We start from the raw sequence: 21,505 nt of genomic DNA on the forward strand, positions 1-21,505 counted from the left end.
CGATCGCTCTTTTTTTTCCCTGATTATAACCTAAACTAGGTGCGTCTAAGCTTACATCTGATAGTGAATCGATATTTTGCTGTTCTAATGCAAGTAAAGATGCCATTATTGCTATTCGAGGATTACCATCAGCAATTCTTACAATTTCTTTTTGATACCTACTATTTATGATGCCGAAATCTTCGCTTTTAATAATGCCAACTATTTCCTCATCATTGAATTTATTAAGAACAACTGTTTGAGGGTTAAATTCTAAACAACGCAACTCAATTTCAGAATATGCATAATCTCTAACTGTTACGATGACTTTCAGTTGACCTTCACGGCTTGCTTTACAAAATCCTGATATTTGCTCAAAAGCATCGATACGATTTGCATCATCAATAAATAACAAGTAGTTTTTATTTTGATCGAGATATTGATAAAGATCTTCTAGCAAAGGTGAGCTTTTATAAGAAATGCAATAAGCATCAAAATCATTTTTTTCTTCTATAAAACCTTTAATTACTTCAAGAGCTAGTTTTGTCTTGCCTACACCAGGAGAACCAGTTAATATTATGAAGCTATTGTTATTTATTATATTTCTTAACTTTTCTTTTTCTTCTTCTCGATGTAAAAACTTGTTATCTATCTTAGTGGCAATACCTTGAGCAGCATTATTATATTCATCTACAAACCTCTTTAAAGAAACCACCTGTCCCGTATCAAAGGGAAGACCTAAATATTCTTTGACTAAATCCCTATGATTTCTATGTAACTCAATAGACAAATAATCGAGAGACCAATAGCTAACGCTAATGCCATATTTAAAGCTGTTTGCTAATTCGTTAAGCTTTTCTATTTCACTCTGATCTATATTCCAGTTAAAGCACAAGACAATCTCTTCTACTCTGTCGATTGGTATTTTGGATTTTTCAGAGTTAAAACAAGCTCTAATATCATTGGCTAATTTATTTCTAGTAGAAGTATCTGTTGTGACCTCTACAAATATATAGTTGCCGTTTGGTAATAGAAAACAAGAATCTGGAGTACCTCTAGTTGTCTTTTGTTTTCCTGTTTGGCTACCAATTCTAGAAAATGCTCTATAGTTTTCGTTCCTAAGAGCTAAAAAACTGTCGCATAGCTCTTGAAAAATTGTAGGGTTAATTCTTTGTATAGCTTGTTCTACAGATTGAAGACTTGCCATGAAAGCTGTTCTGGTACTAACTACAGTAGTATAACTTCTGGAAAAAATTCTGCTATTACAAAAACTAAATCGTTTAATTGACAAACAGACATAAATATCCCATATTTAGGATATATGAATGAAAAACAACCAACACCTGTAATTTGGCTCGGCTCAACCAAAAAAGCTGTACAAAACTTTCCTCTCTCAGTACGGCAGGCGGTAGGTTTTGCTTTGTTTCAAGCTCAGTTGGGTAGTAAACACATTGATACCAAACCTCTTAAGGGTTTTGGTGGTGCTAGCGTTTTGGAGATTGTTGAAAGATTCGATGGCGATACTTATAGAGCAGTTTATACAGTCAAATTTGCAGGAATAATTTACGTGCTTCATGCTTTTCAAAAGAAGTCCAAAAAAGGAATTTCTACCCCCAAACAAGATCTAGACTTAATTAAGAAACGACTGCAACAGGCAAAAGACGATTATCAACAGTTATTAAATTAGCAAGAGGCAGCATTATGGCAGAAGTTAATCACAGAGAAGAAAGTAGTGGCAATGTTTTTGCCGACTTAAACATTCCCGAACCGTCCCTTTACCTAGCCAAAGCGGAGTTAGCCAATCAAATCTGTACGGTCATTCAAGAGCGAAATTTAACTCAGGTTGAAGCAGCAGAGATATTAGGCATCAATCAACCTAAAGTATCGGCACTCACTAGAGGTAATCTAGATGGATTTTCCAGCGATCGCCTTTTTAAATTTCTGAATTTGCTGGGTCAAGATATTGAGATTGTTATTCGTCCTCATACCGACGCAAATCGAGAAGCTGGAATTAAGGTTAGTTAAAACCGCAAAACGCAGTAATCAATTGTGCAAGAGGTAAAACGCAGTTGAAAAAAATTGGGCTAAAAGAATTCAGAAGTAATTTAGAAAAATACATTAGTGTCAGTGAACCTATTGCTGTCACACATCATGGTCGGACGGTTTGTTATTTTTTACCAACTTACAAAAAGTCAGAACAGATAGAATCTTTGAAAATAGCCGCAGAAAAATTAGACCGACTATTAATCGATCGAGAAATTACAGAAGACGAACTTGTAGAGGAATTTCATCAATTACAACAAGAAGGGAAAAATCAAAACAAGTCATAGCCGATCCCAAAAGGTAGACTTATCAATCATCGTCTCCACCGAATCGCGCTCCCAATTTACAGGAGTAGGTGGGTGCAATATATAGTAGAAGGGAAAAGTCTGATATTCGTAATCGATAGTATAAGCACCATCCCGACCATCGACAAAATTAGCCTCAAACATTTGGCGATAATCTTGAATGCACAGTTGCAGGGCGACATAACAAGCCTCATATGCTAGCGAGACTGACTGTTTTTGTTCTAATGCTCGCTCTACCGTGTCGTAATTGAAACCTTTGGGAACTTTTACTGGAAAATTACTGCATCCAACGCTCATGGCAAATTAATTCTCAATTATATATGGGACTTTAGTACGACCCAGTTTGTTAAGTAATTTAGGGCTAATAGAATTTACCCAACCTAAGGTGATTTTCAGGAATGATTTTACCAAGTCATAAATCTAGAAATATACTTTGCTATAATTGCTAATCAATCTAGCTGGTATATTCTTCGCCAGAAATCACCTAAACTGCGGATGTAACTTTCAAGATTATAAGTGAAAACCATGAGCAAAACCCCAGATCCTGGCTTGAAGGTCAGGGTTTATAATATCGCTCATCAAAATTTTGACGGACATCAAGATTTAGGAAATTGTGTTTTATCTCAGTTAGTTCCCGATGCCCAAGATAAAATCATCGCCGTTAAAGTCGATGATGACCTGCTACGGGCTACAGGCGATCGCGACTACAATCTTCAGGCTTATTTCTCCCAGCTAGATCGCCTCAACTTAGGTAGCTGTACCGAAGTACTATTAGCCTCTGGTGGTACGGTATACATGAGCGAACCAGAAGTAGCAGCTCAAGTACGCGATCGCTTCTTCGCCTCTCAGCCCGATCACTGCTGTAGATACGGTTCTCTACTGGTATCGAGCTGTACCCAAGGTATTGCTAGTTTGGAGCGACCTATTACCGTTAAAATCGTCGATTTCGAGCATGAGAATGAGATAGAGCGGAAAGTGGCAAAAGACCTAAGAGTGGGGGATTGTCATGGTAAAATTTCGCCTCGCCTGGCAAAGATGTTGGGAGGAAAAGAGAATACTCCTTTTCAATTTCGTCTGGCAAATTCTAGTTCCAATAGTCCTTTACCTGCCTTTATCGCCAAGGGTACGGTAGCTATAGACAGTAGACGCACCGAAAATCGAGGCTACGATTTAGTTCTCGATCGCAGTTCGATTAAAGGTTGGGCAAACAACACGGGACCTATAAAGGTTAGTCAGATAAATAATCAGTGGCGGTTGACCCCAAAACCCAATCTCAATCCGCAGCAGCTTGCCGATCTTAGCTACTTGCCGACCATCTTACAAAATCAGGGAGTCCAGTATCAAATCGATCCCAATGACCAAAGCTACATTCTCCAGCAGCCGAGCAAACAAGCTTTAGACGTTCTTGCTCATGCCTATGATTGGGGTCGCGATCGCCTGGCATGTGGAGTATATCAAATGCCAGAAATGGTTTTGGGAAATAACTCTAACGCCGAACTTCAGGATTATCGTAATTCTTGGCAGCTAACTCAATGGTACTCTCCCCAGGCGATCGAGCAGGATATCGTCCCCGCTACCGTAGCCGAGGCTGAATATTTAAAGTCGATTCAAAACGACTATCAGCTTTTAGCTCAATATTTAGTTAAAAATCACGACCAAAAGCAGAAGCTTAAGAACTTAGAAGAAGAAAAAGAACCCGAAGACAAAAACGAGTTTGGTCTGATTGAGGTTCTGCGTGCCGATACCAGAGGAGAATTAGCCAACCATCCCAAAATAGTTTCGTTTTGTCGCGACCAGTTACGCAAACGCTGGCTGGAACTGGCAACCAAAGGAGCTAACACCTTAGAATCGGCGATGGCTCAACCTGCCGACATTAAACCAGGTACGGTCATCGCCCCGCACCTAATCAGTGGCTCTGAAGTCATCGTTACCCGCTACCCCATTATTAACAAAGATAATATCCGTCGTTACGTTGTCGATAACGAGCAAATCCCCGAACTAATCGATACTAGAGGATGCGTTTTTATTAATCCCAATGATGCCATGAGATATCACCAGTGCGACTTTGATGGCGACCAGTTAGTCTGTACTCCCTGCGATCTGCTTCCTACCATTGCTGCCGAGACACGCACCGCACGAATACAGTTAGATGCGGAAGGAAACGATCTCAACCGCGACTTTAATCCTGTAGTTAAAAAACAGAAAAAAGCTTACCCTCAGTCCGATCTCAAACACATGGCACTAGCCGTCAGGTTAAATTCTATCGGTCGCATAGCCAATGCCATCGGTAGGGTCAACTGCGCCCAACCCAATCCTGAAGCTGACATTCAAGACCAAAAATACTTCTTAAAATTCAAGCGAGAATTAATGGATGTTTTATTCGATTCGTTGCAAGTAGAGGTAGACAGTCCCAAATCTTCGTCTCGCTATAGCGATTATTATCCAGACTTAAATAGACGACTTAACAGTCAGGCTTTTGCCCTACCTCATTGGTCACAAGTTAAGCTTGTAAGCTAGTTGTCAAAGGTGATTTAGGAGGAAATTGAAAGAAAAATTGGTCAGAACCTCTCTGTTTATCAGGAAAAGGAGCAACTATGAGCTTTGACTTTGGTTTTCGCTTTCTCTTAACAATCCCTAAACAGTTCTGAATATCAGGATTAGCAAAATATTTAACGAGGTCAGAAGCCTCTCCTCGACAGGAAGCACCATGAAAATAATAAAGACCACGATAAATCATTTCTAAGGAAATACGATCCAAAGGAAGTGAGATTTCATCGGCAACAGCATCTCCTAAATCCACTAAAACAGCGTAGAATAACCAAGTCGCCCAGATTTGTAGTTTAATGCCATTAATTGAACCAGTCCAAAGATAACTTAACCCTAAAAGCCGTTTAACAGTATTAAAAGCATCTTCAATTCGCCAACGTTTTTGATACAAATCGATTACAACATAGGGAGGTAAGATTTCAGGCTCAAGCACTGAAGTTAAATAAGAACGCCAAATTTTACCGACTCTGACTTCAATCAAACGAAGAGTAACAATGGGAGTTTTTTTAGTTCCCGAGCCTATTTTGACCAGACGATCTCGTAAATCATAGCTATTGGTAAAAACTTGTTGATATTGAATAGCAGCATTAATCTTTCTGCGAGTAATAAAGTGAATTTCTCGATCGATTAATTGTTGCCAAAACAGAAAATGATAAAATCCCCGATCTAGTAACAACAAGGTCTTGGCTGAAACTAGTTCTAACAAATTCTCTTCAAAACGGGTATCTGAAGCACGGGGGTTTTCCACAAACCAAATCGCCATAGGCAATCTTGTAACCAAATCGATCACGACTCCCATCTTTCCAGCTAATGTGCCAGTTTTCACCTCTTCTAAACTTTTAAGTTTGCGAAATAAAGCCTCTAAAGTTGAACCGTCTACTACCCAAATGTTCTCAAACCTAGACAAAGTAAATTGAACACTTTCGGGTAATGGTCGATTGTGACGAGCTGACCATCTGGCTTTCAGTTTGGGCAAAATTTCATGAAAGATTCTCTCGAATAAAACGGCAGGAAAAGTCAAAAATCTTTGAGATAAGGCTTGTTGACTCACTTTTATGGGATTACACCATAAAAATCCTTCGGTTTCGAGTAATCGACCTAATTCGGTTACCCCAGGAACATCTCGCCATAATAAAGTCAAAACCGCAGCCACCATCAACGGAAGTGTCAGAATCCTGTCTCTAAGTCCCAATTCTCGGAAAAAACCCGACTGGGATGTGATTACTGGAGTTAGCAGAGCGGTTAAATGTTCGGCAATAACTCGATCTTCTACCATTGGTCGTTGCGTTTTTTTGGCGTGGTCTCGATTCAGCCTTTTGGTTTTACTCATGGAGAAATTAAATTCTTCAATTGCTTATGCTCTATGAGTTTTACACGATTCTTTCGTTTTCTTGACTTGGTTCTGATTTTCTTAACTTGTGACTAATGAGTTATAGTAGGGGTTTGAGTGCTTCTAATGGCAGAGAAGGAATTGCGATCGCAGAATCAGAAAAACCTGATGCTATTCTCCTCGATGCCATGATTCCAGAACTCGACGGCATTCAAACTATAGCCAAATTAAAGAGCAATCCCAAAACTAAAGACATTCCAACTATTTTCATCACTGCCAAAGCTCAAGCAAGCGATCGTCGCAAATTTTATAATGCAGGAGCGAAAGGGGTCATCAATAAGCCTTTTGATTCTCTTACTCTCGCCAGTCAAATATCTGGCTTTTTGGGCTGGTAGTAAGGGCAAATAGCCGTTCGCTCCCTACAAACTTACTCACTTAACGCCTCAAATCCTGCCACAATATCCAACAGTTCTTCAGTAATAGCCGTCTGACGCTGCTGATTAAACTGCGTATTTAATTCGGTAAGACGTTCGGAGATATTTTTTTCTGCCATTTGCATTGCTGCCAATCTGCTTGTATTTTCGCTCTTCAAAGATTCGGCACAAGCACGATAGAGAGAAACGAAGAAATACTGTCTGAACAAAGCTGATGCCAACTCATCCTCGTTCATAGTGAAGGTAGGAAGACAAGGAGAAGTCCATTTCTGCTGTTTCAAATCCTGCAACCACTTTGCACTTAAGGGATAGATTTGTAATCTCGTAGGACGATAAACTGTACCCGACATAATACGGTTGTAAATAACAACAATTCGATCGATCTCACCACTGTTGCGCCACTCTTCTAAAGTCAGGACTATTTCTTGAATAATTGCAGTAATACCGACAATAGAGCTAGGTAAATTGAAACTAACACCACAATTATGACCCATTGCCATAAGGCGATCGCCTATTCTCACTCCGACATTTAAAATTAGAGTATTATTATTTAAAGCTGAGGGACATTCTAGATACTTTTGAGTATATTCGGCAATTCGCTCATTGAATTGACCGCACATCCCCCAATCCGAGCCAAAAACTACATATGCAGTATTTTGAGTCGGGCGGATTAATTCTTTTTTTAGTTTCTGAGAATGCTTTTGGAGTAAAATTTGCCATCCCATTTCTAAAGTGCGATCGTACTCAGCAAGAGATTCTACGGCATTTTCATATTGATGAATACTGACGGCAGCTAAAGCTTTCATAGTTTTAACCACAGACTTTAACTCGCCTGCTGTCGTTATTTTTTGCTTGAGATCTTCGATGGTTGTCATATACGTTAACCAGCAATAACTAATAATATTTGGTTTTGATTTACGTTCCTCACAGTTTCTTCAAATTTAAAAACTATTATTTGAATTAGATTGAAGCGAGGAAAATATATACTCTTACCTACTTATCCAGTAATTAATCGACAGACTCTGAAAATCCTTTGCTGCCACTTTAATTCTACTCATAAAATGCAGCCCGTTCTATTAAGCGATAAAAATAACTGTCAATTATAAACAATTGTTTTTCCTTATCAATCGAGAGTATTGATTTTGCCGTCATTGCTGGTCATAAATGCCAATTATTGAAAGAGAACTATATCAAACGAATCGAAAAGATGCCGATGTTATTAATTTTTCAGACAGAATTTTGATTTCAAACAAGATACTACTTGCAAGTTAAACTTTAGATGCTTTAATAAAAGCAGGTAAAATTAGACAATGCCCAACACAATTTATAAACCTAAAATTAATGTAATAAGAAAGAATTAAATATTTTAAATTCTAGGGTATACAAGTCGAATGCAAAGAGCGATTTTCGTCTAACTTTGATAGATGTGATTACTCATTTGAAAAAATTATATCGCAGTGAATACGTTAAAAAGGCTAGCTTACAAAGGCGCAGTAATCCTATAGCGTAACCTTTTCACAAGATAGCGATCTCCAAAATAAAAGTTGAATGAATGTTAAGTATTATCGATTAATTACTCAAATGCAGCAGTCTAGCTTTTATCCTCATGCTGTGGCAGAAAATATTGAACTAATCCAAACTCATGCTTCCTATATCTTTTTGACGGGAGAGTATGCCTATAAAGTAAAAAAGAATGTTAACTATGGTTTTCTCAATTACTCTACATTAGCCAAAAGAAAACACTTTATTGAAGCAGAATTACAGCTTAACAAAAAGATTGCTCCAGAACTTTATTTAGAAGTTGTCCCGATTAGCGATCGCAATAGCAAGTTTATTCTCGGCGATTCGGATAATATTGTGGAATACGCCTTGAAGATGCGAGCCTTTCCTCAAGAAGACCTGTTTAGCAATCTTTTGAAAGAAAGAAAGCTATCGGGCAATGACTTGGTAGAGCTAGGGAAAATTGTCGCTCATTTCCACAATAATGCGAAAACTAACCGATATATCAGCAGTTTTGGTACTGTAGAGAAAATAAATATTGCTTTTCAAGAAAACTACAGGCAGTCTGAAAAGTATATTGATAACGTCCAGACAAAAGAACAATTTACCGCAACCAAAGGCTACACAGATTCTTTTCTTACCCAGAGACAAAACTTATTCGCAGATAGGATAGAACAAAACAAAATCAAAGAATGCCACGGAGATTTACACCTCAGAAATATCTGTCTGTGGCATGACAAAATTCAACTATTCGATCGCATTGAATTTAATGAATCTTTCCGCTTTGTGGACACAATGTACGACATAGCGTTTACAGTCATGGATTTAGAGGCGAGAGGACATCCAGAATTTGCCAATGTTTTTCTTAATAGTTATCTAGAACACACGGGAGACTGGACAGGATTACTTGTACTTCCCCTATATTTAAGTAGACAGGCTTACGTTAGAGCGAAGGTAAATTCTTTCTTACTAGACAATCCGCAAATAAGTGAAGCAGATCGACAAGAAGCGAAAAAAGCTGCCAGTGATTATTATCGACAGGCTTATCAATATACTCAAAGTAAGCCAGGTAAATTAATTTTGATATCTGGTTTATCAGGTTCGGGTAAAAGCACCGTTGCGAGAGAGATTGCCAAGAATATAGGTGCAATTCAACAAGCGCGTGGAACATGCCGAAACAAGTTCGGCGTTTCCGCGCTTCAGATTCGTTCTGATGCTATTCGCAAACATTTGGCAGGGATATCTTTAGACGAGTCTGGTACGAATAGTATCTACACGCCAGAAATGACCCAGAAAACTTATGATCGCCTTTTGGAATTAGGCATTACTTTAACTAAAGCAGGATATACAGTAATTCTCGATGCAAAGTACGATCGCCTTGCTTTGCGTCAACCTGTAATTGCCCAGGCGAAAACAGCGAATATTCCCCTCAAGATAATCCACTGTACTGCACCTATGTCTGTGTTATGCGATCGCCTTAAACAGCGTCATAACGATATCTCCGATGCCACCGCCGATCTGATTGCCAGTCAGCAAAAAAAAGCAGAAACATTCACCACCGCAGAACGAGCTTTTGTAATTGAGATAGATACTTCTTCAACAAATTGGCGAGAAACGTTAAAAGCGATACAAATTTGATTCTGATTAAATCAGCAGCTTCCAGAAGTCAAATTATAAAATATTGAGATTATTAGAATAGAAGTCAGTTATTCGAAGTATGTGAAGGAATACTCTTGAAGATTAACTTGTACTCTCTGTTATTTTTTTCGCCATGCTCAATATGATATTGCGATCGCCTTCACTTAGTTTTTCACCACTCTCAATTCTACGCCACAGTTCGGGTAATTGTTCCCAAACAGCCTGACGTATAGCCTTTTCTACCAGACTAATCTTACCTAAAGGGACATCATCAAACACTCCTTGAATAACAGCCAGCAAAACCACAATTTGCTCGGCAACGGGAATTGGTTGATACTGACTTTGTTTAAGAATTTCTCTGACTCTTTGACCGCGATTGATGCTTTCTTGTGTGGCATCATCTAACCGCGTACCAAAGCGAGAAAATGCTTCTAGTTCTTCAAACTGAGAATAAGATAGGCGCAAATCTCCTGCTACAGCACGATAGGCAGGAAGTTGAGTTTTCCCCCCGACGCGAGATACAGATCTGCCGACATCGACGGCAGGTAAGATGCCCTTGTGAAACAGATCGGGAGTTAGATAAATTTGACCGTCAGTAATCGAAACTAGGTTAGTTGGTATATATGCAGAAATATTTTGTGCTTCGGTTTCTACTATCGGTAAAGCGGTTAACGAACCACCGCCAAATTCTGGACGTAAATGGGTAGCTCGTTCCAAGAGACGAGAATGAATATAAAAGATATCTCCAGGAAACGCCTCTCTACCAGGAGGACGACGCAGTAATAAGGACAACTCTCGGTATGCCCTCGCGTGCTTAATTAGGTCATCGTAGACAATCAATACGTCCTTCCCCTGAGACATAAAATACTCACCCATTGTCGTTGCTGCGTAGGGAGTAATATATTGTAAGCCTGGAGTGGTTTCACCTCCTGCTACTACGACTATAGAATATTTCATTGCGTCTCTTTGGCGTAACTCCGCGATTAATTTAGCCACCGCCGAACTACGCTGTCCGATCGCACAATAAATACAGATAACATCCTTTCCTTTTTGATTAATAATCGTATCCAAAGCAATCGCTGTTTTGCCCGTGGCGCGATCGCCTAAAATTAATTCTCTTTGTCCTCTACCAATGGGAATTAGAGCATCAATTACTTTTATCCCAGTTTGTAAAGGTACAGTTACAGGGGCGCGCTGCATTATTCCTGGGGCTTCTCGTTCTACAGGTAGACGCTTTGTTGTTGAGATTGCTCCTTGATTATCTAGGGGATTACCAGTGGCATCAACTACTCTGCCTAATAATTCTTCTCCTACTGGCACATCTAATACCCTTCCTGTTCGCAATACCTCACAACCCGCTTTCAAACTCTCACTATCATTTAAGAGAATGATTCCTACTTCATCGAGATCGAGGTTGTAAGCCATACCGTATAGGTTGCCAGGAAATCTTACCAATTCTTCTGCCTGAACGCTAGGCAAGCCAACAGCGCGAACAATTCCCCCACTTAAATAAATTACAGTTCCTACCTCTTCAACTTCTAACTCAGGTTGATGACTGTTTAAAGCCTGTTGAGAAAGAGCCATACTGTTATTTACAAGGCTTGTCCAAGATATTTTATCTAAGTCCATTTCCCGACCGACGAAATTAAAACTACTGGGATACCAAATTCAAAAATCAAATTCCACCCCAACTTCATCTTCAACACCAGATATCAAAGTCGAGAAACCAATACCAAGACTGAGGAAAAAGTCTAAACTATTGTCTTTTTCGTTCATAGTTGTAAGGATTGTGGTTACTAAAATTTTCATGATACTTGCTCCTAGTAAGACGAGAATTTGAACTTACCAATACCAGTCAGAGAACCCTTGTCGGATTCATACTAATAGACTATAGAAATAGTTTGAGTAACTCGTGAGGAATGACTGGAGTTGCTAAAGATTTGAGATAAGGGCATGAGGAATATTCGCTCTCAAACTAGTCAGCTATTAGCTACCTAGATCCACCAGGGTTTTTTACCTGTACGGGGGTCATTATCGATCCAGGGAGAAATTAAGATTACATCCCCTTCTAAACTAACCTTTACCAGCTTTAAAGGGAGCGGTGCTGGACCTCTAACTACTGAACCATCCGCAGCATAACGAGAACCATGACAGGGACATTGAAATTGATTATCCAAAGAATTCCAAGGAAAAGTACAGCCGAGATGGGTACAGTTATCGACAATTCCCATTGTGTCTAGTTTTCCGCCATCAGTAATCGTCAAATAAGTAGGTTCTCCCGCCAATCCCGCTACCAAAGCACGAGTTCCTTTGGGTTCGGCTAAAATTTGTCTGGCAGGAATAGGATGTCCCAAGCGATCTTTGGCAATAATCGATCCATCCTCATTACCTTCGATGGGCGGAACAAAGAATTTAGCAGTAGTGTAAAGAGCAGAACTCGTAGTGGCTGCTACTACCGCCCCTGTGAGAAAGTTAAGTAACTGTCGGCGAGACATTGAAGGAGATTCTAAAGGAAAAGTTTCTTCCATGATGATTTTACCTTTTGTTGAAAAGTGTTTATCCAAGAAAATACTAGCCAATTTAATCTAGAGTCTTCTGTGATAAAGTCACACAAAAAATATCCAATCAAAATTTGCCTGACTGGGCAATATGCTCAAGCTCTGTCAAACTTTTTAATTCAATTTTTCCTCTTGTAAGAGATAATAATCCTTGTTTTTCCCAAGTTTTAAGAATACGACTCACTACCTCTCTAGAACTACCTAATTCTTGGGCGATCGCTTCATGGGTGATTTTAATTATTTTGCGATCGCTATTATCTAAAAGATAGGCAGCAATTCGGCAATCTAACCTTCTAAAAGCCACTTCTTCCAATGTTTCAATCACATTGCTCAGTCGTTGAGCAAGCATTCCAAAAACATATTCTTGCCAAATAGGATTGTGTTGTACCCATGCCCTTAAACTATTTGCAGGAATAATCAAAGCTTCAACTTCAGTTTCAGCAACAGCAAAAGCAGGAAATACTTTTTGACTGATAATACAAGAAGCCGTCATGATGCAACTATCACCTCGCTCCAGATGATAGAGAGTAATTTCTCTACCGCTTGCCCCTATTTTATGAACCTTTGCGCTTCCTGAAATTATTAGAGGTAAATAGTGACAAGCATCTCCTTCCATACAAATAAATTCGCCAGTTGAAAGTTTTACGTATTTACCTCGATCGAGTAAATCCTTCTTGGCTTCAGGAGTAAGTTTTTCCCAAACAGGAAATATTGCAGCGGTTGTTTCGGCGATCGCTTTATTCATAAGTCATCTGATTCAAATTGATACTGAAAAATTCCCTATGCAGATGAAGCACATCATCATAGATAGACCTTTCCCCAGATATTAAATAGCAATAGTATTCTCAGCCAAAACTTTAGATGTTTCTGTTTCCAATTCAGTTAGATAATGCTCCAAATTCCAAGAAATCTTATAACCGCGATCTCGTAATTCAATTCCACATATGAAATCATCTTTAGTCTCAAACTGGACTTCGGCCTTGGCAGAAATTTGTTCTTTAATAGCAGTCGTTAGCCGTTCTTTTTTTTCGCTAGAGATCTTGAAAGAGCTGCGAATGCTAACAATATGTTGAGGATCGAGAATTGCTGTACTGTCAATTATTTCAGTTTGCAGGGAATCGAGATGATAAAGGCGATCGATAAATGTTTCTACGATCTCATCCTCCAGACTTGCTTTGGCTAAGTCGGTTAAAGCCTTTCTCGCAGTGAAAGTGACTTGCTTGGTGAGGCGATCGCGAGTCTGAACTGCAAACTTGTGGCGATCGCAAATCATATTTTCGTGCCACTGTTCTTGCAATACATTTACTTCGGTTTCTGCTTCTTGTCTTAGTTTGATTTTTTCTTGTTCTACCTCCTGTCGGGCTTGTTCTAACCATTGCTTCTTTTGTGCTTCTAGTTCCTGTTGTTTTTGCAGATATAGCCCTTTCTCCACATCGGCATCTTGTTCTTTACTGGCTGCTGCTGCTAATTGACGTTCAATTCTTTGCGATCGCGCTAACATCGCCTGAGTAATCGGTTTATATAAAAAATGCTTTAGCAATGCTACTAGAATTAGGAAATTAATAATTTGGGCAATTACGACAAATGGATCGATTAACATAGCTTTAAGTTATTAATTGTTTTTACCCTGCTGCCTTCTCCACAAAGTACGCCCAAAAAGGATTAGCAAAAATCAAAATCAAGGTGATTACAAAACAGTAAATAGCAGTTGATTCAACCAAAGCCATGCCGACAAACAATGTACGGGTAATATCTTTAGCTTGGTCTGGCTGTTGCGCGATCGCAGTTAATGCCTGTGCCAAAGCTTTCCCTTCTCCCAGTGCGGGAGCGATCGAGCCGATAGTAATTGTTAGTCCTGCGGTGACGATAGATGCCATACCGATTAGTCCGAGATTATCCATAATAAAAATCCGAGATTTTGATAATTGTCAATTGTTGGTAGTAGCTGCTGCGATAAATACCATGGATAGAATGGCAAAAATATAAGCTTGAATTAATCCTGTTAATAATCCCATCGCCTGCATGATAATGGGAAAAAACAAGGGTGCGATCGAAAGTAAAATAGCAGCAATCATCGTTCCGCTCATCACATTGCCAAATAAACGGACTGATAGGGAAATCGTGTTAGAAAATCTACTAATAATATTAAATGGCAACATAAATGGCGTAGGTTGCAGATAGTATTGTTTGAAGTATCTGGAAAACCCTTGTTTTTTGATGCCATAAATTGGAATAGCAAAGAAGACGCAGATCGCTAATGCAGCAGTTGTAGAGAGCGATCCCGTCGGCGGTTGGTAGCCAGGAACAATGCTGAGAAGGTTGGATACAGCAATAAAAATAAATAGAGTGCCGACAAAAGAAATATAAGGTTCTGGTTTTTGTTGGCTGACTTCTTCAATCTGATTACCGATTCCTACTACCACAACCTCTAAAAGATTTTGCCCTGGAGAAATTTTGGTAGAAGCTGATAACCTACGGGTAACTAACCAAGAACCTAGTACAAGCAAAGCCATTACCAACCAAGTAAAGACTATGGTTGCATTAATAGTGACAATGCCTCTTTGCCAAAAGATTGTTTGGTCTGGAGTTAAATTCATGAGTTGCTATCTCTAGCTATTAATTTGCGATTGGCTCTGTCAGCTTGCTCCGCGAGATTGCGGTTGAATCAGTAAAATCAATATAGTTCTCATCGCTAAAAATCCGATACAGCAAAGCAGCAAAGGAATTACTCCAAATACGTTGCCACTGAGAATTAAAGAAACGGCAAATAAGACGGTTATTAATCGAGATAGAAAACTAAAAGCTACTAGACGATAAGGATGCTGGGCGATTGGGAGCTGTTGAATCGTCAACCACAAACCACCGAAGTAAAATAATCCTAAACTCGCTCCCACTATCAAAGCCATGATTGGTGTCACTATTTTGTTCCTTTGAAATCTAAAACTATTTTAATAATCAAACTTGAGGAACTTGTGAAAGCAGAATAGTTATCATTTACGTTTGGTGAAAAAATAACGTTGCCATAGCTTTTCAATCTCTACCCAAACAAACACCAACAGACTAAACCCCAAACAAATCAATAAGTCAGTGGGGCTGAGAATACTTGTTTCAAAAAAGTTACGCAAAGGTGCAACGTAAATCAGCGATATTTGTAAAGCTGTGGTTAAAGCGATCGCACCTAATAAATAGGGATTGGAGAAAAAGTTCATTTCGATAGTTAGTCTGGTATCAGAACGCACCGCCAAGGCATGACCCATCTGTGCCAAACAGAGGGTAGTAAATACCATCGTCTTCCAATGATCGGGGTTGGCACTCTCTAGATCGTGATTGTACGACCACACCATTAAGCTAATAGTTAGTAGTGCAAAAATAATGCCAATTCTCACCATATATAGCCCCATTCCGCGAGCGAAGATACTTTCCTTGGGGTCGTAGGGTTGACGACTCATGACATTGGGTTCGGCGGGTTCTAGTGCTAGTGCCAACGCGGGCAAACCATCAGTAACAAGGTTCATCCAGAGAATTTGTAGGGGAGATAGAGGAACGCTACCTAAACCTAGCAAGGGCGCAGCACCAATGGTTAATACCTCGCCAATATTACTGCCCAGAATATATTTGATAAATCGTCGAATATTGTCATAAACTACCCTTCCCTCTTCAATGGCAGCGACGATAGTAGCGAAGTTATCATCGAGCAAAACCATATCGCTAGCTTCTTTGCTGACATCAGTTCCCGTAATACCCATAGCAATACCGATATCAGCCTGTTTTAAAGCGGGGGCATCGTTAACACCGTCCCCAGTCATTGCCACAAATTCACCTTGTTTCTGAAGTGCTTTGACGATCCTCAGTTTGTGTTCTGGGGCGACACGGGCATAGACGCTGACTTTATTTACAGCTTCTTCCAATTCGGCAGGAGACATTTTGGCTATTTCTTGTCCCGTAATTACCCGATCGCCTGTACCAGCAATATTGAGTTTAGAAGCGATCGCCATAGCGGTTAAGGGATGATCTCCTGTAATCATTACTGGTCTAATCCCCGATCTCTGACAGTCTTGTACGGCTTGTTTCACCTCCTCTCTAGGGGCATCCAACATACCCACTAAGCCTAACCAGATAAGCCCCTGTTCGTTCTGTTCTGCCGTGTCTATATCTGGGATTTCTGTGAGTAGTTTATATGCCAAGCCTAGAACTCTCAAGCCGATACTTGCCAAATGAGTATTCGTATCGAGAATTTGCTGTCTGTGCTGTTCAGTAATCGGTTGAGGCTTATTGTTTATTTGAATATAAAGAGATCGCTCTAAGATTGATTCTGGCGAACCTTTGACAAACATTGCATAGGCTGATTCTCCATCGGCATTATCAACGATGACAGACATTCGCTTGCGTTCGGAATCAAAAGGAAACTCTGCCAAGCGAGGTCTGTTTCGCTCTAGATCCTCTTTAAAAATTCCTGCTTTACCCGCCAAAGATAATAATGCACCTTCGGTGGGATCGCCTAAAATAGACCATGTAGTTGTTTTCTTTTCAGGCTGCCTAGAGCATTGCAACAGAGCATCATTACATAACACACAAGCTTCTAACAGTTTGACAATTTCTGGCTCTTTTTCTATTCGTTCATGATTCTGTCCTTGAAATTCTCCTGCTGGCTGATAACCCGTTCCTGTTACCTTAAAGTCAAACGAGTTAGTGCATACTTGCTGGACGATCATCTTATTTTGAGTCAGCGTACCCGTTTTGTCGGAACAAATAGTAGTTACCGAACCCAAGGTTTCCACTGCTGGTAATTTACGAATCAACGCCCGACGACGAATCATTTTCTGTGTGCCAATCGCCAAAGTAACCGTCACCACCGCAGGTAATCCTTCGGGAATTACCGCCACCGCCATACTAAGAGAGGTTTCTAAGATCTCTTCAAAGATCTGCCAGCCTGACTTGAGTAAACCACCGACAGTAATCAGGACAACTAAAGTTAAAGAACCTGTAACCAACACATTACCCAGTTGAGTCATCCGTTTTTGTAGAGGCGTTGGCTCAATCTCAACCGATTGCAGCATGGTGGCAATTAGACCAATTTCTGTCTCCATGCCTGTCTTTGTGACAACTGCTTTAGCTCTACCTTTAACTACCTGTGTGCCTTTAAAAACTAAGTTCAGGCGATCGCCCAGGGGAGCATCTAAGCCTAAAATTACATCGGCATCTTTAATAACGGCGGTGGCTTCTCCTGTAAGGGTAGACTCACTAACCTGCAAGTTTTGGGCTTCAATTAGATGTCCATCCGCAGCAATTTGGACTCCTGCTTCAAGTAATATAATATCTCCTGGCACTAGTTCTTCTGCATCAAGCTGTTGAGTTATCTCATCACGAATTACTTTTACCTGAGTCGAAGAGAGACGTTTGAGGGCAGCTAAGGCTTTTTCTGCTTTACTTTCCTGTACATATCCTAAGATGCCGTTTAAAATAACGATGGTAAAAATGGCAATGGAATCTTTGGGAAAGTTACCGTGACGTATATCTAAGATAGCAGAGATTATAGCGATCGCCATCAGCATAATTAGCATGATATTAGTAAACTGATCCCATAAGATACTCAGCTTACTTCTTCCCTCAGTCTGCTTTAGCTCATTTCTGCCAAAATACTTTCGCTTTTGAATTACTTCATCGCTAGTTAAACCTTCTTCTGCATTACTATTTAGTAACTCAACGACTTTTTGCGAGCTAATCGTATGCCAATCTTTAGTATTTGTCGGTGTATCAAATGTATTGGATGGGGCTTGAGGATTCATAGATTGATACAGTTCCGTTCACTTAAGAGATCGCAAATTACAAATAAGACTAATTGTCTAGCCCAGACTGATTTGGCAACATTCTAGCCATATGTTTTCTGGAGTAAAGGGCGCAGTAATAAAGGAGAAACAATGCAGGTTATTGCTGAAACAAGTATCACACTGGTGAAGATTTGTGGTGACACTGCCCAGTCTCCTAATTGTCTACCTCTTTCCATTATTACCATCGTAATTTCAGCACGAGGAACCATGCTGATACCCAATAATAAAGCACTCGATTGCCCAACCTTAAATAACGCCAATCCCCCCGTCCCAGTAACTTTACCGAGAAATGCCACTATCAATAGAACCAAACAAAAAATCCAAGATCCAGATAAAGATTCTAGCTGCATTTGTAACCCCAACTGAATAAAGAAAAATGGGACAAAAAATTTATATAAGGTAGCAAAAGAAGCATCGAACTTAACTGCATCGGGGTCGCCACCAAATACTAAGCCAGCAAAGAAAGCACCAACAGCAGCGGAAAATCCGATCAAGCCAGCTATAGCAGCAATGATAAAGACCATTGCTACTATCATTAGTATGGGATCTTTTACTACCATCAGTATAGGATCGGGAGATGGTTCGAGTCGTTCAAAAAAACGGGTCATTGGTTGTTCGAGATAGCGAAACAAAATCAAACAAAATATGCCAAAAATTGCCACCTTGAGCAAAAATGGGACAATTGTGTGGACAAAAATCAGCGAAAAATCAGCTGCAACATCGCCTTGAAAAACTGGAATCATCGCAAAGAGAAGTGACATTAAAGCGATCGCCACAATATCGTCCATTTCAGCTATATCCAATAACAGTTCGCCATTGGGAGAATCTAAAACTTTTTCTGACTGCCAGACACTAACTGAAATACCAACGCTGGTAGCAATCAGGGCAATAGTAATAAACATACTGGGAATCAAGTCTAAATTTAGCCAATAAAAAGTGCTGACAAAAGTTAGTACCCCGCTGAAAAGCACATCTCCTAACAGTAAAAAGCTGGCACGGGGAAGCTGACGTAGTAGCCCCGCTAGATTACTTTCCAATCCCACCCGAAACAATAAAGAGATAATTCCTAACTCACCTAAAAAAGCATATATTTCTTTGACTTGTGGTGTTAGAAAATAAGCCTGACTATTTAGTAAACCCATTCCTATCCCTAAAAGCAAATAGCCAACTAAAGCAGGGATGCCAATTTTTTCCAAACCAGCTTTAATTAAAATACTGACGATGATAGTTATGCCTACGAGCAATACTATAAACAACAGTAAAGTTTCTCCATCAATCACTTGCACACTCTTAACTTATCCTGTGGTTGTCGGTCGCTATTATTTTGAGCAGATTGCGCTCTCTTAATCAATTTGAGATATTGATCGCAATATTATTAATATTTACTGACTTTTTATCTCCTCGATCTACATTGAAAAACTAAGTTGACTGTCTATTTGATACCTTCAAGTTCCTTTCGACTCTAAGACTATTGAGAAAATTTGAGAAACTTGTGAGTAATTACCAAAATACACTTGATGCGATCAATATGCTTCGTTTAATCACTTTCACTTTCCTTAGCAATCCAGTACCAGGCATTGAAACAACCCAAAGCTACGCCAATAAATAGCAGCATTAGTGTCCAGGAATATTTACTTTGAACATGAGTATCGATCCACACTCCCAGGCTGATACACAGTAAAGTCGGGACAGTAACCGACCAGCCCACCATGCCAAACATCCCTAAACCCTGCCAGATGTTTTTTCTTTCTTTTCTGGCTTTAAGTTTGCGATCGCTTTTACTGGCTATCTGACGCTGAAAACTCCTTAACCTACGTTTAGCCATGTCCCAACTCCTTAAAACGGCGCATCATGCTCACTTCAAACTGTGCTAAAGCCGAACGAGTGAGTTTTTCTTTTTCATCCAATGCCTGAAACTGCTCGCTAACGGTATGTTTAAGAGTTTCTAGATCACTGCCTTCAACTGCATTACGAGTTGAGACTAGAATCTCGCGATCGCATTTAACTAAAATTCCCTCATCTACTGCTACGAATACTTCTTCATCTGTTTCTGTAGTAAAGCTGAGGATGCCTGGGACAAGGGCAGCGATAAAATCAATATGGTTGGGTAGCAAGCAAAAATGACCGTTTTCCGCTTCGGCAATGACTTTGCTAACAGGGCGATCAATTAAAACCTGAATGGGAGTTAATACTTTTAATTTCATCTCAATACAAGAGATTGTGCTAATTAAAAGCTATTCTGACAGGAGTTTGTGAGCATCGTGTGATGCTTATAAAAGCTTGATAAATTCTTCTACTGTCAGTTCAGCATCTCGCAGTATTTTACGCAGCAAACCTTTACCAATAGTTTTGCCTTTGTGAACAGGAACAGTCACAACACGACTATCTTCATGTTTCATTCTCACATGACTTCCTTTCTGTCTGATAGCTTGAAAACCAATTTTTTCTAAAGCCTTAATAATTTCGCTGGCTGTGATGACTGGAAGTTTTGGCATTAAACAACAATTTTTTGAATTCCAACAAACTCGGAACTTGATTCTTGACTTTCCTCTGACAAACTGAGTTCAATAACTTCTTTCATGTTCATCATCAACTCATCAATTGTTTCTCCTTGGCTATAGCAAGCTTTGAGTTGAGGTACTTCTCCAACGTAGTATCCGTCTTCATCTCGTTCAATTACTACGTAATATTCCTTTTTAGTGATTGTCATAAAATTTGCCGATTAAAAAACCATAGCTGATAGTATTTTGACACAGCATTTGGGTAATATAGAAATCAGGTTGAATTGTAAAAAATTCTTCTTACTTTAGATTAAATTTAATCCATATCGTCAAATTGACTTTTCATGATTCCATATCTATCTAAAGGATTTCGTAAATTATCAAGCTGACTCTTTGATATTCCTAATATGTCCAAAGGACTCTTTCTTAGATCTTCAAACTGACTTTTTGATATTCTTAGCATTTTCCAAGGATCTTTATTCAAATCATTGACAATGCTTTGTGCCAATCCCGATTGGTTTAAAGGATTACGCAATTCATCAAGACGACTTTTCGATATTCCCAATCTGTCTAGAGGACTTTTACTTAAATCATCAATCATGCCTCGCGAAAGTCCCAATTTATCTAATGGATTTCTATTTAAATCATTGATAACGTTTTGTGATAATCCTGATTGGCTTAAAGGATTCCTATTGTAATTACTAATATTTTTTGTACTAGGTAGACTTTCTTTTTCTAGCCTAACTTCTTCTGCTTCTTCTATTGCCTCTGGCTGTTCGTTTAGCTCTGAACTGGTTGCGGGTTTTCTCTACTGAGTGAATTTATCTGGAAGGCTTAATCTA

The 21,505-nt window shown here is 39.5% G+C and carries 25 protein-coding genes; 6 read left to right on the forward strand and 19 right to left on the reverse strand.

Annotated elements, in window-relative coordinates; genetic code table 11:
* Positions 1–1,186, reverse strand: a 1,186-nt coding sequence (locus I4641_RS20050) for an nSTAND3 domain-containing NTPase (protein WP_229642362.1), incomplete at its 3' end; no start/stop codon positions are given.
* Positions 1,187–1,300: 114 nt separating this feature from the next.
* On the opposite strand from I4641_RS20050, the gene I4641_RS20055 reads away from it, so the two are divergent.
* From I4641_RS20055 to I4641_RS20065, 3 genes are read left to right on the forward strand one after another with little or no spacing between them, the layout of a single operon-like run.
* Positions 1,301–1,666 (forward strand): type II toxin-antitoxin system RelE/ParE family toxin, encoded by a 366-nt coding sequence (locus I4641_RS20055; protein WP_229642363.1) that lies wholly within the window; start codon positions 1,301–1,303, stop codon positions 1,664–1,666.
* A 14-nt stretch (positions 1,667–1,680) separates the two neighbouring features.
* Entirely contained in the window at positions 1,681–2,004 is a 324-nt protein-coding gene (locus I4641_RS20060; protein WP_229642364.1) for a helix-turn-helix domain-containing protein, read from the forward strand.
* Between the two features lie 44 nt (positions 2,005–2,048).
* Positions 2,049–2,309 (forward strand): type II toxin-antitoxin system Phd/YefM family antitoxin, encoded by a 261-nt coding sequence (locus I4641_RS20065; protein ID WP_229642365.1) that lies wholly within the window; start codon positions 2,049–2,051, stop codon positions 2,307–2,309.
* Here the strand turns inward: I4641_RS20065 and I4641_RS20070 are convergent.
* Complete coding sequence (locus I4641_RS20070) at positions 2,304–2,624, reverse strand: hypothetical protein (protein ID WP_229642366.1); 321 nt, start codon at positions 2,622–2,624, stop codon at positions 2,304–2,306. The genes I4641_RS20065 and I4641_RS20070 overlap by 6 nt on opposite strands.
* A gap of 228 nt (positions 2,625–2,852) precedes the next feature.
* Between I4641_RS20070 and I4641_RS20075 the strand changes: the two genes are divergently transcribed.
* Positions 2,853–4,844 (forward strand): hypothetical protein, encoded by a 1,992-nt coding sequence (locus I4641_RS20075; protein ID WP_229642367.1) that lies wholly within the window; start codon positions 2,853–2,855, stop codon positions 4,842–4,844.
* Here I4641_RS20075 and I4641_RS20080 read toward each other — a convergent pair.
* The gene (locus tag I4641_RS20080) at positions 4,828–6,150 is read right to left on the reverse strand and encodes an IS4 family transposase (RefSeq protein ID WP_229642386.1); all 1,323 of its coding nucleotides are present in this window, start codon (positions 6,148–6,150) and stop codon (positions 4,828–4,830) included. The genes I4641_RS20075 and I4641_RS20080 overlap by 17 nt on opposite strands.
* A 149-nt stretch (positions 6,151–6,299) precedes the next feature.
* Between I4641_RS20080 and I4641_RS20085 the strand changes: the two genes are divergently transcribed.
* On the forward strand, positions 6,300–6,599 hold the full coding sequence (locus I4641_RS20085; RefSeq protein WP_229642368.1) for a response regulator: 300 nt from the start codon (positions 6,300–6,302) through the stop codon (positions 6,597–6,599).
* 32 nt (positions 6,600–6,631) lie between these two features.
* Here I4641_RS20085 and I4641_RS20090 read toward each other — a convergent pair whose 3' ends face one another.
* Positions 6,632–7,513, reverse strand: coding sequence for a F0F1 ATP synthase subunit gamma (locus I4641_RS20090; RefSeq protein WP_229642369.1), 882 nt, complete (start codon positions 7,511–7,513; stop codon positions 6,632–6,634).
* 673 nt (positions 7,514–8,186) lie between these two features.
* On the opposite strand from I4641_RS20090, the gene I4641_RS20095 reads away from it, so the two are divergent.
* Complete coding sequence (locus I4641_RS20095; protein ID WP_229642370.1) at positions 8,187–9,776, forward strand: bifunctional aminoglycoside phosphotransferase/ATP-binding protein; 1,590 nt, start codon at positions 8,187–8,189, stop codon at positions 9,774–9,776.
* Between the two features lie 102 nt (positions 9,777–9,878).
* Here the strand turns inward: I4641_RS20095 and I4641_RS20100 are convergent, their stop codons facing one another.
* The 15 genes from I4641_RS20100 to I4641_RS20170 form a co-directional block, all read right to left on the reverse strand.
* Positions 9,879–11,360: an alternate F1F0 ATPase, F1 subunit alpha gene (locus I4641_RS20100; RefSeq protein WP_229642371.1), complete on the reverse strand. Its 1,482-nt coding sequence runs from the start codon at positions 11,358–11,360 to the stop codon at positions 9,879–9,881.
* 84 nt (positions 11,361–11,444) lie between these two features.
* Complete coding sequence (locus I4641_RS20105) at positions 11,445–11,585, reverse strand: hypothetical protein (RefSeq protein ID WP_229642372.1); 141 nt, start codon at positions 11,583–11,585, stop codon at positions 11,445–11,447.
* 185 nt (positions 11,586–11,770) lie between these two features.
* Positions 11,771–12,304: a cytochrome b6-f complex iron-sulfur subunit gene (petC, locus tag I4641_RS20110; protein WP_229642373.1), complete on the reverse strand. Its 534-nt coding sequence runs from the start codon at positions 12,302–12,304 to the stop codon at positions 11,771–11,773.
* A 97-nt stretch (positions 12,305–12,401) separates the two neighbouring features.
* Positions 12,402–13,079 (reverse strand): Crp/Fnr family transcriptional regulator, encoded by a 678-nt coding sequence (locus I4641_RS20115; protein ID WP_229642374.1) that lies wholly within the window; start codon positions 13,077–13,079, stop codon positions 12,402–12,404.
* Between the two features lie 81 nt (positions 13,080–13,160).
* Entirely contained in the window at positions 13,161–13,934 is a 774-nt protein-coding gene (locus tag I4641_RS20120; RefSeq protein ID WP_229642375.1) for a F0F1 ATP synthase subunit B family protein, read from the reverse strand.
* A gap of 22 nt (positions 13,935–13,956) precedes the next feature.
* The gene (locus I4641_RS20125; protein WP_229642376.1) at positions 13,957–14,235 is read right to left on the reverse strand and encodes a F0F1 ATP synthase subunit C; all 279 of its coding nucleotides are present in this window, start codon (positions 14,233–14,235) and stop codon (positions 13,957–13,959) included.
* 27 nt (positions 14,236–14,262) lie between these two features.
* Positions 14,263–14,931 carry a F0F1 ATP synthase subunit A gene (locus I4641_RS20130; protein ID WP_229642377.1) on the reverse strand — a complete coding sequence of 223 codons (669 nt, stop codon included), beginning with the start codon at positions 14,929–14,931 and terminating at the stop codon, positions 14,263–14,265.
* A 39-nt stretch (positions 14,932–14,970) separates the two neighbouring features.
* Positions 14,971–15,252 carry an N-ATPase subunit AtpR gene (locus I4641_RS20135; protein ID WP_229642378.1) on the reverse strand — a complete coding sequence of 94 codons (282 nt, stop codon included), beginning with the start codon at positions 15,250–15,252 and terminating at the stop codon, positions 14,971–14,973.
* Positions 15,253–15,324: 72 nt separating this feature from the next.
* The gene (locus I4641_RS20140) at positions 15,325–18,120 is read right to left on the reverse strand and encodes a cation-translocating P-type ATPase (protein ID WP_229642379.1); all 2,796 of its coding nucleotides are present in this window, start codon (positions 18,118–18,120) and stop codon (positions 15,325–15,327) included.
* An 83-nt stretch (positions 18,121–18,203) separates the two neighbouring features.
* A complete protein-coding gene (locus I4641_RS20145; RefSeq protein WP_229642380.1) occupies positions 18,204–19,448 on the reverse strand; it encodes a cation:proton antiporter in 1,245 nt (414 codons plus the stop codon).
* A gap of 251 nt (positions 19,449–19,699) precedes the next feature.
* A complete protein-coding gene (locus I4641_RS20150; protein ID WP_229642381.1) occupies positions 19,700–19,987 on the reverse strand; it encodes an AtpZ/AtpI family protein in 288 nt (95 codons plus the stop codon).
* Positions 19,980–20,366 carry a F0F1 ATP synthase subunit epsilon gene (locus tag I4641_RS20155; protein WP_229642382.1) on the reverse strand — a complete coding sequence of 129 codons (387 nt, stop codon included), beginning with the start codon at positions 20,364–20,366 and terminating at the stop codon, positions 19,980–19,982. The genes I4641_RS20150 and I4641_RS20155 overlap by 8 nt, the downstream gene beginning before the upstream one ends.
* A gap of 66 nt (positions 20,367–20,432) precedes the next feature.
* Entirely contained in the window at positions 20,433–20,657 is a 225-nt protein-coding gene (locus I4641_RS20160; RefSeq protein WP_229642383.1) for a type II toxin-antitoxin system HicA family toxin, read from the reverse strand.
* Entirely contained in the window at positions 20,657–20,866 is a 210-nt protein-coding gene (locus tag I4641_RS20165; RefSeq protein WP_369426854.1) for a type II toxin-antitoxin system HicB family antitoxin, read from the reverse strand. The genes I4641_RS20160 and I4641_RS20165 overlap by 1 nt, the downstream gene beginning before the upstream one ends.
* 113 nt (positions 20,867–20,979) lie before the next feature.
* A complete protein-coding gene (locus tag I4641_RS20170) occupies positions 20,980–21,264 on the reverse strand; it encodes a hypothetical protein (RefSeq protein ID WP_229642385.1) in 285 nt (94 codons plus the stop codon).
* Positions 21,265–21,505: the final 241 nt, after the last annotated feature.

Source organism: Waterburya agarophytonicola KI4 (genome assembly GCF_020640915.1).
GTDB classification, from domain to species: Bacteria; Cyanobacteriota; Cyanobacteriia; order Cyanobacteriales; family Xenococcaceae; genus Waterburya; species Waterburya agarophytonicola.